The organism is Cyanobacteriota bacterium (assembly GCA_025054735.1).
Classification (GTDB): Bacteria; Cyanobacteriota; Cyanobacteriia; order SKYG9; family SKYG9; genus SKYG9.
In genome coordinates this window covers 1-13,800 of the sequence record JANWZG010000045.1, presented here as the reverse complement: position 1 = coordinate 13,800, position 13,800 = coordinate 1, and the positions used below count along the sequence as shown (strand labels likewise).

11 protein-coding genes, 1 CRISPR repeat array and 1 riboswitch are annotated in these 13,800 nt (G+C 50.6%); of the genes, 5 read left to right on the top strand and 6 right to left on the bottom strand.

What is annotated here, in order from left to right; genetic code table 11:
- Window position 1: 1 nt before the first annotated feature.
- Window positions 2-465: direct repeats of the CRISPR family, unit length 36 nt; unit sequence TGTCCAAACCTCCGATGCCACAAGGCGTTGAGCACT.
- A gap of 290 nt (window positions 466-755) precedes the next feature.
- Window positions 756-2,402 (top strand): RluA family pseudouridine synthase, encoded by a 1,647-nt coding sequence (locus NZ772_03805; protein MCS6812683.1) that lies wholly within the window; start codon window positions 756-758, stop codon window positions 2,400-2,402.
- A 35-nt stretch (window positions 2,403-2,437) separates the two neighbouring features.
- On the opposite strand, the gene NZ772_03800 is transcribed toward NZ772_03805, so the two are convergent.
- Window positions 2,438-3,298, bottom strand: a complete 861-nt coding sequence (locus NZ772_03800; GenBank protein MCS6812682.1) for a GNAT family N-acetyltransferase — start codon at window positions 3,296-3,298, stop codon at window positions 2,438-2,440.
- Window positions 3,299-3,501: 203 nt separating this feature from the next.
- Between NZ772_03800 and NZ772_03795 the strand changes: the two genes are divergently transcribed.
- Window positions 3,502-4,416 carry a DUF4007 family protein gene (locus tag NZ772_03795; GenBank protein ID MCS6812681.1) on the top strand — a complete coding sequence of 305 codons (915 nt, stop codon included), beginning with the start codon at window positions 3,502-3,504 and terminating at the stop codon, window positions 4,414-4,416.
- A 138-nt stretch (window positions 4,417-4,554) separates the two neighbouring features.
- Here NZ772_03795 and NZ772_03790 read toward each other — a convergent pair whose 3' ends face one another.
- On the bottom strand, window positions 4,555-5,883 hold the full coding sequence (locus NZ772_03790) for a DNA methyltransferase (protein MCS6812680.1): 1,329 nt from the start codon (window positions 5,881-5,883) through the stop codon (window positions 4,555-4,557).
- A 184-nt stretch (window positions 5,884-6,067) separates the two neighbouring features.
- A riboswitch (TPP riboswitch) is annotated at window positions 6,068-6,164 on the top strand.
- An 8-nt stretch (window positions 6,165-6,172) separates the two neighbouring features.
- On the opposite strand from NZ772_03790, the gene thiC reads away from it, so the two are divergent.
- Window positions 6,173-7,546: a phosphomethylpyrimidine synthase gene (gene thiC, locus NZ772_03785; protein ID MCS6812679.1), complete on the top strand. Its 1,374-nt coding sequence runs from the start codon at window positions 6,173-6,175 to the stop codon at window positions 7,544-7,546.
- 207 nt (window positions 7,547-7,753) lie between these two features.
- On the top strand, window positions 7,754-7,966 hold the full coding sequence (locus tag NZ772_03780) for a hypothetical protein (protein MCS6812678.1): 213 nt from the start codon (window positions 7,754-7,756) through the stop codon (window positions 7,964-7,966).
- 397 nt (window positions 7,967-8,363) lie between these two features.
- Here the strand turns inward: NZ772_03780 and NZ772_03775 are convergent, their stop codons facing one another.
- From NZ772_03775 to NZ772_03760, 4 genes are all read right to left on the bottom strand, one after another.
- Window positions 8,364-8,693, bottom strand: a complete 330-nt coding sequence (locus NZ772_03775) for an RNA-binding protein (GenBank protein MCS6812677.1) — start codon at window positions 8,691-8,693, stop codon at window positions 8,364-8,366.
- Window positions 8,694-8,986: 293 nt separating this feature from the next.
- On the bottom strand, window positions 8,987-9,934 hold the full coding sequence (locus NZ772_03770) for a DMT family transporter (protein ID MCS6812676.1): 948 nt from the start codon (window positions 9,932-9,934) through the stop codon (window positions 8,987-8,989).
- Window positions 9,935-9,964: 30 nt separating this feature from the next.
- Window positions 9,965-10,540 carry a glyoxalase-like domain protein gene (locus NZ772_03765; protein ID MCS6812675.1) on the bottom strand — a complete coding sequence of 192 codons (576 nt, stop codon included), beginning with the start codon at window positions 10,538-10,540 and terminating at the stop codon, window positions 9,965-9,967.
- 279 nt (window positions 10,541-10,819) lie between these two features.
- Entirely contained in the window at window positions 10,820-11,767 is a 948-nt protein-coding gene (locus NZ772_03760; protein ID MCS6812674.1) for a hypothetical protein, read from the bottom strand.
- 945 nt (window positions 11,768-12,712) lie between these two features.
- Here NZ772_03760 and NZ772_03755 point away from each other — a divergent pair.
- A partial coding sequence (locus NZ772_03755) for a UvrD-helicase domain-containing protein (protein MCS6812673.1) occupies window positions 12,713-13,800 on the top strand: 1,088 nt, incomplete at its 3' end.

Genomic DNA, 13,800 nt, shown 5'->3' with positions numbered 1-13,800 from the left:
GTGTCCAAACCTCCGATGCCACAAGGCGTTGAGCACTATCCTTACTCGTCAAACGCCCATGCTTATCTCGAGTGTCCAAACCTCCGATGCCACAAGGCGTTGAGCACTTTGGTTTCCAGACGATCGCATTCATTACCTACCGTGTCCAAACCTCCGATGCCACAAGGCGTTGAGCACTCTAGCCCTTTAGCAATTGTGCCTATGGAGCTATATTGTGTCCAAACCTCCGATGCCACAAGGCGTTGAGCACTTCATACAGCAGCTTTGAAAGCTTTGGGCATTGAGGTGTCCAAACCTCCGATGCCACAAGGCGTTGAGCACTTCAGAGAGATTCCTAGCAGATTCGTTGATTTTCTCGTGTCCAAACCTCCGATGCCACAAGGCGTTGAGCACTTCCTCATTGCAAACCTGAGAAAACGCTGCAAAGCGTGTCCAAACCTCCGATGCCGCAAGGCGTTGAGCACCCAGCGGGCTAGAGCCTCGACTTCGGGTAAAGGATGTGGATTTTTCTCAGCACCAAATTGTGGTGAGGGATGCGAAGGAGCAGGAGAGTCGGTAATAATGCTGCTGGGGAGTATGGTTGATGGGTTATAGGAGCATTTGCGATGGGTTCAACATATCCACTAGCAAGATTTGGAACAGGGTATGGGGCGGTCGTTTTACCGTTTGCGTTGGCGAGGAAGTATTTGGATGGGTGGAGGAGTTTTATGGCAGACTGTTGGTGATAGTGCCATCCTGCGAAGCGAGTCATGTCCATGAGGTTGCTTGAGTTACCCTCAGATTTTCTGGCCCCAGGTGACACGATCGCCAATGCGCCACCTACCTACTGGTATGAGGGGCGTTGTCCCCGCAGTGGTCGCTGGTTGCGATTGCCCCGTAGTGCCTTGGCAGAGGCGATCGCCCGTGGGTTGATGCAACGACTGGCTACTGATGAGCGCTATGGGCGAGAGGGAAAAATGTACGGGGTATTACTGGTGAAAACCCCTATGGGCGATCGGGTGTTGAAGGCATTTTCGGGGCTATTGCAGGGGCAGAGTCTTGTAGAGGGATGGGTGCCACCGATTCCGGGTCGTGATCTCGTGGCCTTGCCAGAGGCTTTTACCCTAGCTGCGTTGGATGCCATTAAGCAGTCAATACATGCTCTAGAGCAGCTTCCAGAACGCCAGGAATATGCAGAACAGGTGCAGTTATTTGCCGATCGGCTCCAACAGCTTGCCCAACGTCATGCCCAGCGCAGGCAAATGCGTCAACAGCAGCGCCAAGTGATGCAACAGCAGCTTAGGGGAGAGGAACTAATGGCTGCGATCGCGGCCCTGAATACCCAAAGTCAGCAGGATGGGATAGAGCGTCGTCACCTGAAGCGCCAGCGAGATGCTTGTCTGCAACCGTTAAAGAGTAAGCTTGATGCAGCCGATGCTCAGATACAGGCCTTGAAACGGCGGCGGCGTGAGTTATCTCGTCAACTGCAACGCCAAATGCACGCTAGCTATTGGCTCACGAACTTAGGGGGTGAATCTCGCTCATTAGCGGACTTGCGATCGCAGGGTCAGTTACCGACAGGCACAGGGGACTGTTGCGCTCCCAAGTTGCTCCACTATGCAGCTACCCAGGGATGGCAGCCCATTGCCATGGCGGAGTTTTGGTGGGGGGTGCCTTCTACCAACGGTGACAAACAACCTGGACAGTTCTATGGGGCTTGTGCGGAGCGATGTCAACCTCTGATGGGGTTCTTGCTCTCAGGTTTATCGGATGGGGTGATCTCAGCATCAGCCCAGGATTTGTCTCTGCCAGTGCTATATGAAGATGAGTGGCTAATAGCTGTGGATAAGCCAGCCGGGTTGTTGTCAGTACCAGGGCGGTATGCCGATCGCCAAGACAGTGCCCTGAGTCGGTTGCAGGTCACCCACGGTTCGGCAGTGATGGCCGTGCATCGGCTCGATCAAGATACCTCCGGTGTTTTGCTGCTGGCTAAGGATGTGCATACCCAGCAGCATTTACAGCGGCAGTTTCAGTCTCGCCAAGTAACCAAATTCTACGAAGCGCTCTTAGCAGGAACTGTCATTCCCCAGTGTGGCACCATCGACTTGCCCCTGTGGGGAGATCCTAGCCAGCGTCCATACCAGCAGGTCGATCATCAACGCGGCAAGCCTAGCCTGACTCACTTCCAAGTGATTACCCGCTCAGATACCATTACCCGCGTCGAATTTCACCCCATCACTGGGCGCACTCACCAATTGCGAGTACATGCCGCTGATTCCCAAGGGTTGGCAGCACCAATTGTTGGCGATCGCCTATATGGCAGTGGAGACCGCGATCGGCTTTACCTCCATGCCAAAGACCTCCATTTTACCCATCCCCACACGGGTGTATCCCTCAGGTTACATGCAACTCTGCCATTTTGAGTCCCACGGGAGTATTAATGTTCCCAGCCCGCTCATTAGCACTGAATCGATGGCAAGTAAGCCCCTGGAGGCTCAGTAAACTCACCTAAAGACATGTAGGAGAGCACCTTGATTATGCGGTGACGGTTAGCCAGCGCTCGACGAAATAGATCGGGACGATGCAAAGGGCAGATAAATCGTGCCATTGAGGACGGCAAGTTACGGGCAGCATGGGCTACTAGTGCCAGCAAGTCATCGTCGGTGTCTGCACCCCCATGCCCAAATGAGGTAGCGATCAGGTAGCCAACAGCGCGTCCATCGCGTTCGCGCAAGAAGCCAGGAAAATTTGCCTTCAACAACTGTGCGGCATCCTTAGCACGAGAAAAGCCATAGGCACAGCAGCTAAGGGACTCGATTGCTGCCAAATCTGCCAAGGTCAATGGGCGAATAGATGGATCATCGGCACTAGCCGGATAGGCTTGCATCAAGGCTGCCGAAGAGCGCCACGTGAACCCAAGGGCTGCATAGAGAGACAATGACGTAGTGTTAACTGCCTCTTGGAACAGACGCACCTGGGTAATAGAGCGTCGATCGCACTCAGCGATTATCCACTTCATCAGGGCGCGACCAACCCCACGGGACTGAGCACGTGGATCTACCGTCAAAGGGCCAATTCCAGCCACAACATCACTATGGAGCAGAAAATTTGACCCAACGATGTGGTCGTCGATCGTCGCCACAACGCCTGTGTAGTCAAGACGGTTTAGTCGGTGAGAAATCACCAGCCTGCCAGCATCCAGACTAGGTATATCCCGCGAAACAGCATGACAATCCTGAAACTCTGAAAATGCTTGATAGCAAATGCGGGCTAGTTCAGACGTATGATTTTCATGCACCGGAATCAACTTCAACGTCATGGCATTATCACCCTACAGTTATTCGCGTCAACCTCAGAATATCCCTAGGAGAGGTGGCTAGATAGCTCCCTCTAGCTGTTGCATCTGACCCCGATGAGACAGAGACTACTGATATTCCTTTAGATTCTATGCCATTGCCTAACTGCTCAGTGCTATTACATAACCATTTAGTCCCTGCTTGCCTGCTCTGGAGCTAGACCACAATGACCGTCCCCTCACCCCTCAATCCCTCTCCCACGGAGTCACAGCCCATCTTTGCGCGGCATGAGACCTTTCACCCCCGATTTGGCTGGTTGAAGAAGGGTTTTGATCGTGCTACTACTGATTCCAAGGTTTTTGAGCGAGACGATGCCCCTGTGCGGTTAGGGGTAGGTAAGAATATGGTGCGATCGATCCGCTACTGGTGCCATGCCTTCAAGTTGCTCGCAGCAGATCAACCGACAGAGTTTGGTCAGCAGTTGCTAGGTGAACAAGGGTGGGACACCTACCTAGAAGATCCAGCATCCCTATGGTTATTGCATTGGATGTTATTAGAGCCGCCTTGCACCGCTACAACTTGGGAGTTTACGTTCAATCGGGTTAATGCGGTGGAATTTACGGTGGAGAGTTTGATGAAGGAACTACGGATTTATCGCGATCGTCAGTCTCCTCGCACGGCTGATTCATCCCTGAAAAAAGATGTGAGTTGTCTGTTGCGAATGTACAGTTCTCAGCCAGCCAAATCCCTTGCCAGTGAAGATTCCCTAGATTGTCCCTTCACTCAACTGGGTTTAATCCAAGCAACAGGAGAAACCAATGCCTACGCCTTCCGGGTAGGGTATAAGCCAACCTTGCCCGCAGCGGTCATTGTCTATGCCTGTCTACAATATGCTGCCAGAACGGTAGACAGCCACTCTATACCCCTGGCCAAGCTGCTCTACGATGAAGGTAGTCCAGGGATGGTGTTTAAGTTAACCGAAAGCGTGCTTTGGGGTGCGATCGACACCATCAGGTCTACGGTCAAATCCCTAGGGGTCTCTGATGCAGTTGGAACATTGCAATTTTGCTTTGAAGATGAACCACGATCGTTAGCAACAAATATTCTGAACCATTACTACAAGGGGGCTACAGGAGCTTAATACTACTTCTCCGACTACGGCTACAGATAGCTGCTAGCGGAGACTTAAGTCCCTACTACGAACTAATAGCGGGGACTTAAGTCCCTACTACGAACTAGTGGGTTATGTCGCTAGCTTTTAGAGAATTGGTAATGAAAGCTAGATTGACATAAACGGATAGGGTTGGGTGGGCATAACTCCGGGCCAACGTAGGATAACAACTTCCTCCCGCATTTGCTCTTTAGTAGCGGTTGCCATGCGCGTACGAAACAAGTCAATGCCTACCACGTCATAGCCAAGTGCCGCTGCTAAGTCTGCCAACAGGGTGCCCGTAGGAATCATCACTTGCAGGTAGGATTTTTGATCACCGACGACGTAGGCCAACTGAGCGTCGGGGCGCAGCACATGGCGTAAATCAGCCAGATGGCGAGCCATGCCACCAAAGTACAGTTTAACAGCGCGATGGTACATGCGCTCGAAGCCACTGGTTTTGCCCAGAGCAATACGGCGTGCCTCAATCTCAGCAGCAATGCGCTGAATCTCTGGATGACGAGATACCCAGAGGTGATCTGTATCTGTCTTGTAAATATTGCGTGTGTTGGAGCGTACTAAGCCCTGTTTGAAAGCGCGTAGTTCAGATCGAGTGCGAATGAAGCCAAGCAGTACCGATTCTAGGCGAGTGGCACGAGTATAGTCTTTTTCGTTGGGATAAGGTGGAGAGGTAATCACTGCGTCAATGGCGTTAGCAGGCAAGACGTTGAACAGTTGGCGGGAATCAGCCTGGTAGATGAGGTTGTGGGGCGATCGCTGGCCGCTGACTTGTTGCAAATCCCTCACCATGACCTGCACGGCCTCTAACCAAGTCTCTACTACAGCAGCATCCGTCTTGGCTTTGCCCACACTTACCTCAGGGCCAAACCGCAGATTACTAATAGTGGTCACGAGGGCCTTGGCCAAGGCTAGGCGCAGGTGCTTGTGGCCAGAGTAATGAGCATAACGATCGATCTGCTCTCGCAGCACTAGGGTCTTGTGGAGAGGCAGGGGACTGATGGAGTTTTTCAGCATCAGCTTCTGTTCTTCTGCTGAGAGGGTACGCAGGGGTGCCAACGTTGACTGAAGGGCGGTAGTGGTAGCCTCGCCAATTTGGAGAGCCGCTGTGAGCAGATGATTGGGGTCAATCTCCCAATCTAACTTCACGGAGCCAGCAAACCAAGCCATCGGGTTCGCCTCCACCCCTATACCGGGAATCCCTAGTTTCTTGCACTCGACGATCGTCGTACCTGTGCCACAGAAAGGATCCAACACCTGTTGCTCAGAAGTGATGCCAAATCGTTGCAGGTAGTCTTGAACAAGATGGGGCGGATAGGCCAAGACAAATCGATACCAGTCATGGATGGCACGATCGTCCCTACGCAATTGATTCAGGTCTGGGCTGCTGCGATCGTCAGTAGACTCAGCAGTTGGCTTAAGAACGCTGGATGTAGACATGAAGGCACTCTAGACTAGGTGGAGACACCACTAATGGGGTTGCAGTTAATCAGACTCACATTCTAACTGAGCCACAGGATTGCAGCACTGAAAGATTACAGATTGCAGCGGCGCTCTTAGTGCTAGGGTTATGGAACAGTGTATGTAACCTCACGGGGACTGCTCGTTAGGTGATTATGCTTATTCATCAAGCTAGGGGTGTCTGAGAAATCAGGCTGAGAACATACCCTAAGAACCTGAGTCTGGTTCATACCAGCGGAGGGAAGCTGTTTATTTTAGGAGCACGATTATGCGTACAGAATGGATTGCCAAGCGTCACGGGCAAGGGAACGTGACCCAGATGCACTATGCCCGTCAGGGACTGATCACCGAGGAGATGCACTACGTCGCCGGTCGAGAAAACCTATCACCTGAGTTGATTCGAGATGAGGTGGCGCGAGGCCGAATGATTATTCCTGCCAACATTAATCATCCCAACCTAGAGCCGATGTGTATTGGCATTGCCTCCAGGTGCAAAGTGAATGCCAACATTGGAGCATCGCCTAACTCATCAAGCTTAGTCGAAGAGGTCGAGAAGCTAAAGTTAGCGGTTAAGTATGGTGCAGACACAGTGATGGATTTGTCAACAGGGGGCGGCAACCTAGACGAAATCCGCACTGCCATCATTCAAGCATCTCCTGTGCCGATCGGTACGGTGCCCATCTATCAAGCCCTAGAGAGCGTGCATGGTCGCATCGAAGCCCTCACCCCTGATGACTTTTTACACATTATCGAAAAGCACGCCCAGCAAGGGGTAGACTACATGACCATCCATGCGGGCATCCTTATAGAGTACCTGCCCCTAGTACGCAACCGGATTACTGGCATCGTCTCTCGTGGTGGCGGCATCATTGCTCGGTGGATGCTGCATCATCATAAGCAAAATCCCCTCTATACCCATTTTCGAGACATTATCGAAATCTTCAAGCGCTACGATGTCTCCTTTAGCCTGGGGGATTCCCTGCGACCGGGCTGTGTGCATGATGCCTCTGATGAAGCCCAACTGGCGGAACTGAAGACCTTAGGGCAACTGACCCGCAAAGCTTGGGAGCATGATGTGCAGGTAATGGTAGAAGGCCCTGGTCACGTACCCATGGATCAGATTGAGTTCAACGTCCGCAAGCAGATGGAAGAATGTTCCGAAGCTCCCTTCTACGTCCTGGGACCACTGGTGACCGATATTGCTCCTGGTTATGACCATATCACCAGTGCGATCGGGGCAGCCATGGCAGGTTGGTATGGCACAGCTATGCTCTGCTACGTCACGCCTAAGGAACATTTGGGCTTACCCAATGCCGAGGATGTACGCAATGGCTTGATTGCCTACAAGATCGCTGCCCACGCAGCCGATATTGCTCGCCATCGTCATGGTGCCCGCGATCGCGATGACGAACTGTCTAAGGCACGATACAACTTTGACTGGAATCGTCAATTTGAACTAGCTCTAGATCCTGATCGTGCTCGTGAATACCACGACGAAACCCTGCCCGCCGACATCTACAAAACGGCTGAATTTTGCTCCATGTGCGGGCCAAAGTTTTGTCCTATGCAGACAAAGGTGGACGCAGAAGCCCTGACAGAACTGGAGAAATTCCTGGCCCGAGAGCAGGCAATGGTGGGTTGAGGGTAATAGGTGTTAGGTATGTATGGGTTAATCTGTGAGGGTTAACCCATTTTCTTGAGCACTGCTAAGTTGCCAGCTTTAAGTTTAATGTGGCCAACTCGTTAGTAGTTAGAGCTATCAGCACTTGTCAAATTCAGTACATGCTTGAGCTGAGTGTAATAGTTCGATATAATCTCCTTGTAGTCATCCGTCGCAGAAGTAGCCTCAATGAACAATAGATTTGTGCAGTTGGTTGGTTTGGCAGCACTAGGGTACGGGTTGTTCTGGGTAGTGCGATGGAGCTTAATTCAAGTGTCCTACTTGCTAGGTGATATGGCAAGTTGGCTACGGTGGGGAGTAGTGCCCCGCCTGTTTGGTATTGCAGTTGCTGTGGCTACAGTCTGGTTTGTTTGGCAGCTACTCTTCGGCAAAGATGACTAGATTGTTAGACTAGATCGCTAGCGGATAGGCTTATGTTGAGGTTCGCACCTATGGCCCTAGGTTAGTCGTAGGCTACAGACAACCACTTGTTGGTATTTTGTTGAATTTTTCGTCAACAGTCCAAGGCAGCAAAACTATTAGTGTCAGTCAGTAGTGCTTGAGTGGGTGAACATATTGATCGCTCGCAGCTCTTCACATGTACACTTGCTAACACCTAGCACCCAGCAAACACATAGCGCCCAACAAAAACACTCACCATGCAAAAGAATCGACACTCGATCCTTCTGAACGATGAGCAACACAGCTCCTTAGCGACTAACATAGTCGCCATGACAATATGGGTATTTAAGCGCAGGGCTTACTCAGCCTGTGGAGTAAGAGTGGCATTCAAATCAAACTAGAGGGAAGCTTGTCGTCCAGAAGAGCCATGGCCATTAGAACGACGGTTATCGCGACTACCACTGCCACCGCTGCCATCGCGACCTTCTCGCGGTCTGGCTTTGTTGACCTTCAGTTCACGACCCATCCACTCTGCGCCATCAAGTTCTGCGATTATGGCATCCTCTTCGCTATCCTTCTCCATTTCCACAAAGGCGAACCCACGTTTTTTACCGGTTTCACGATCGGTAGGAAGAGTTACTCGGGTTACTTTTCCGTATTCCCCAAAAACTTCCCACAAATCCTCTTCACTTGCCTGGAAGGACAAGTTACCAATGTAAATAGTCACAACGCTCTCCGAATTAAAACAAACTAAGGCTACTAGCTCAATAAACCGTTAAACAGACCAATAAGCAGACCAAAAGGTCTCCAACCAACATGTCTTTGATAAGGGTCGCCCAATAGTAGACGTACTCAGTACCATAGACTTGAACACCTAGACATGATAACCGATCTATTTTCAGATGACAGCTACTCTAGATAACATTGATGGTAAACGTTGACTTTTTTTACTAGATCGCTTAAGGAGTGTGATGTCCTACAAATCTTCAAGGCTTGTGTATTCGTAGGATCATGTTGGCATCAGGAACTAAACAGGAGCACAATGCCCGTGATCGCAATTAATACACCTACAACGGCCCGAAGACTGATAGGTTCACCCAACCAAGCTACAATCGGCAACACAAATAGTGGACTGGTGGAACTGAGGGCCTGGGCAATGCCAACTGCTGTGTGTTTAATCGCAGTTTGCTGTAACCAGATGCCCAAATAGGTACCGCAAAATGCACTGAAGACAATCACTCTCAATACTGCGCCGTCAATTTTGATGACAATTTGGGGTTGGGCATGGATATCTGTTTTTAGTTGCAAGCCAGGGGTTAACCAAGGATCTGTAGCTAGCCACCACGCGACTAGGGCTATTTCTCCAGCCACTAATCGCAGGAGTGAACTCCATAGTGGATCGATCGTCGTCTCTGCTAGGGCTGCCCGTGACAACACTGCCCCTATTGCTTGCCCCAAGGTAGCCAACAACCCGTAGAGAATGCCCACTTGCAGAGCAGTTGGCTGAAGACTGCGATTAGAGACTATTGCGCTATCATCTGTACGCTCGGCAATTACCCAGGCAACTCCTGCGATCGTTAGCCCGATGCCCAACCAACTCTGGAACCGGAGGCTCTCTTGCAGGGTGATGAGTCCCAGCAGGGCCGATAGTCCTGGTGCTAAGGTGCCCAGCAGTAAGGTGCGTCGAACACCTAGGCTGTTAATGGCATAGAACAGGAAAGTGTCACCCAAGCCAATGCCCACAACACCACTAAGCAGCAACAGACCTAAGGATAGCCATTCCGCTAAAGGTAGGGGTTTAGCCTGCAATATGAGGGTGAACAGCAGCAGCGCGATCGCGATTACACCCTTCAAGAGATTAAGCAGCAGTGGGGGAATGGTTTTTCCTGCCCGTTGATAGCCTACGGTTGCGATCGCCCACAAACAAGCGGCAGTCAGGGCAGCGATTTCCCCTAAAAATCTGGTCACGAATAGCTACTAAATCAGAGTTAATCAGAGTTAATTGGAGACTTCTGCAATTTCAATGATCCGCCCTTCGTAGTCCTTTACCAAGAAGTTCAACGGGCGCTCACTGCGAATTTTGTTTTTCACGCCCCGCATTTGCACTCGCATCAAAATTTGCTCCAGACAGGCACGGTCAAAACAAACGTGACGCTGCTGGTTGCGATCACCCAAACTTGCCCCAGAAATCACGTGCAATTGCGTGTTCTTTTTCAACTGATACCATAACCCTTCCGTACCAGACAATCGCCGACTCATTCCAGAGCCAACAGCAGGTGCCATATACATCGGGTCAAAGCTGGCAGTTGCCCCAATCGTCTGGTCGTAGTTGTAGTAATAGTGCAACGGCACTTCCGCAGCAGGCAAGCGCAGCATCCCTTCATAGAATTCTCGTGCTTGTTCTAAATCCGACACCATCAAGGTATAAACCTTGGGTGCACTGGTGAGAAACATCCACATGGCTCCAGCATAGGCTGCCAGCAGCATGATCATGATGCCTTGGGTCGAAAAGATGCTATCAAGAGGCAAGAAGGGAAAACCTGCCCAGTAGAGAAATTGAGAAACCAGCACCATTGCCATTAACCGCCGATCGCACTCATCAGTAACTAAAGGTTATGGGATTGATCATAAAGCATCTCACCCAGGGATCGCAGCGATCGTCCTTACCCAATTAGAGCAATCAACTGAGTAATGCCATTTCTCCATGCTATGGCTACGGATAGCTTGTAGTCAGGACTGAAGTCCTGACTACGAACTCATGGGCTTGTCGCCGGCTTTTGGAGAGTTGGTATGACTAAGGGATTATTACCGTTGAGCGTTGCTGTTAATGCTCTTAGCAAAGGCTAGTCAATCCTAAGCCTCAACACACACAAGGTTGCCATTGGCATTTCTTACAACCCTCGGCCCCCGTATGGGCGCATCAGTAAACACAACTGGAATCGTTGTTTCTCCGTCTGGTTGCACATGCTCTAGCACTGCCCGCGCATTGCGACAGAGGCGCATCCGCTCTGCCCATTCGGCGATCGTCTCGGCTGAATCAGTGATGGGATGGTCGGAGGTAATGGTTCTATCGGTCACTACCCGTAGGTTCAGGGGCAAGCGTGGACTAAAGTCCGGTAAATTTGCTAAGGCCAACATGGCTTTGAAGCGGTTATTAAACTCGCTAGTGCGATCTTCCAGCACATATTTGGGAGGACTAATAGACGGCGGCAACTGGATAAGGTTACGGCTGTGGTCAATCAGAATCACCTCAGGTTGAGCTAATGGGCTAGAGGAGTTGAGGGCATAGTATTGAGGAGTGGCGGCTGGCAATGGTACCGATAGCTCGATCGGAGCGGTCGATGTTGGCTGGGGTTGAGAGACAACTGCTAGCTGGGTAGAGGTTTTGTTACTGACCGATTGTGCTAGCAACGCAGTCTCAGCATCTGGCAGCGACGGCTGTCCATCATTGCTACTGGTAACCGATGAGGAGTCTGCAAGCTGTTGATCTGATGCCAGAGTAACCATGGCATCGGCTGCTGTTGGCGCTGGTGATATTTCCGGTGAAGGTGGAATTGCCAACGGAGCAGATTCATCATGAAAACTTGGGGATAAGGCTACAGGCTCTGGAGGGGCGATCGTCACCACCTCAGCCGTGGCCAATTCTGCCTGCTCGATCGTCATCCTCGAAGCATTAGCTAGGGGTGAATCGGTAGCAACTGGTTCAGACGCTGACATAGCCTTTTGGCCTAAGCCTGGGAGCACAATAGTGCCTAGAGAGCAAGCGACAACACTACTCACACGCAAGGGATGAAGATTCATAGATAGATTTGCATCAGTAAAGGTTATGGTTGAGCTTTGCCTGCAACAAGGACAGATATGTGCCTGCTACTCTGCCCTGAACGGTAGTCGTTAGTCCTCAATAGTTTAGACACTTCTGATCGGACACTTCTGGGATAGCTTGCCTACCCTGCAAGAAGCAAGCTGCATCTCCTGGCCCCTTCTCTCAAATGGAGAGGAGGAGAGTTGGATTGAAGTCCCTCTTCCGGGTTAGGAAATGTATTCAGGGTCGAGGGCGGATGCTAGCAGTACAATGCGGGTTTCCAGCACTTAGACTATCTCTTAGACTATCCAGGGTGTTGCAGTCCCACAAAAATTCAGAAGACTCAAACACCCACAAATTTCGCCCCAGAGCTGAACAGCTAGCTCTCTCTGCCATAGGACAGGAGAGAGCTAACGTCAGCAGCTAGAAGCAACCCAATTCGTAGGAGTTAGTAAATCAACGGTGTAGCAGGTAGGTAGATGTGGAGTTAGGAAACTGAACTAAGCGTCGTTAAGTATTCGTGGAGTGCAACCCTAGCTGACAAGAGCCACTGATTGCTAGCTAATGCTCATGTCAGCTCATCTTTAGTAGATGCAAGTCAGTTCCTTGCTACTTCGATGAAGTATAACACAAGACACTATAGTTTGATACTTTCGGTGTCATCCAGTGTTAATGGATTCCAGTATCAATTTATTTGTAGTCCTTAAAAGGTAAGGGTTCTCTAGGAAGGGATTGTGGAAAATGTGCCCATAAGAGGGACTCTGCCTCCTCGGCTCCCCGTTGCTCATCACTTTTTATCACTACTAATGTGTTTTACAAAGACAGAAGCAGACGATCGCGCAGGTGCCTTGTCTAGATTCGCCATCCCATTGCCCAGAAAAGTGGTAAAACGTTACAGTTACAGCAATACTTCTCCTTCCCTGTCGCAGCGGTGATTTGATGTTATGGCACCTACAATCGACCTGCTCAGCCACTTAAATCCGTCCCAGCGCAAAGCCGTCGAGCACTATTGTGGCCCCCTACTAGTGGTAGCAGGGGCTGGTTCTGGCAAGACTCGTGCCCTCACTTACCGCATTGCCAACTTAATTCTGCACCACCATGTGGATCCAGAGAACATTCTGGCAGTGACCTTCACGAACAAGGCAGCTAGGGAAATGAAGGAACGCATTGAGCGGCTGTTTGCTGAACAACAAGCCCTAGCAAAAACAGGGAAAACCCTGGGCAGTCTGCCGCCCGATGAACAAACCCGGCTTCAGTCCCAGGTGTATAAGACCTATACTAAATATCTGTGGATTGGCACCTTCCACGCCCTCTGCACCCGCATTTTGCGCTTTGACATTGAAAAGTACCGCGACCAACAGGGACACCAGTGGCAAAAGAACTTCTCAATTTTGGATGACGCTGATGTGCAGGGGATTGTGAAGGACATTGTGGTCAATAAAATGCAGCTTGATGACAAAAAGTTTGAGCCACGATCGGTGCGCTATGCCATCAGCAATGCCAAAAACCGTAACCAAACTCCAGAAGACTTTCTGCGAGAGCAGCCCAACTATCGAGGCCGGGTCATTGCCGAAGTTTATACTGAGTATCAAAAGACTCTAGCGGCTAACAATGCCCTAGATTTTGATGACTTAATTTGGATCCCAGTGCAACTGTTTCGTCAAAATGAGCAGGTACGAGGCTATTGGCATCGCCGCTTTCAGCACATCCTAGTTGATGAATATCAAGACACTAACCAGACTCAGTATGAGCTAATTCGCCTGTTGGCTACTAATGGAGAAAGTCCGCGCCAGTCTGAGCTATGGCAACACCGATCGGTCTTTGTAGTTGGGGATGCGGATCAATCTATCTATTCCTTTCGGAGTGCTGATTTCACCATTTTGCTGGGCTTTCAAGCAGACTTTGGCGATCGCCTCCCTGACCACGAAACCAAGACCATGGTGAAGCTGGAGGAAAACTATCGGTCTACTGAAAACATTCTGCAAGTCGCCAATCATTTGATTGAGAACAACACCGAGCGGATCGATAAAGT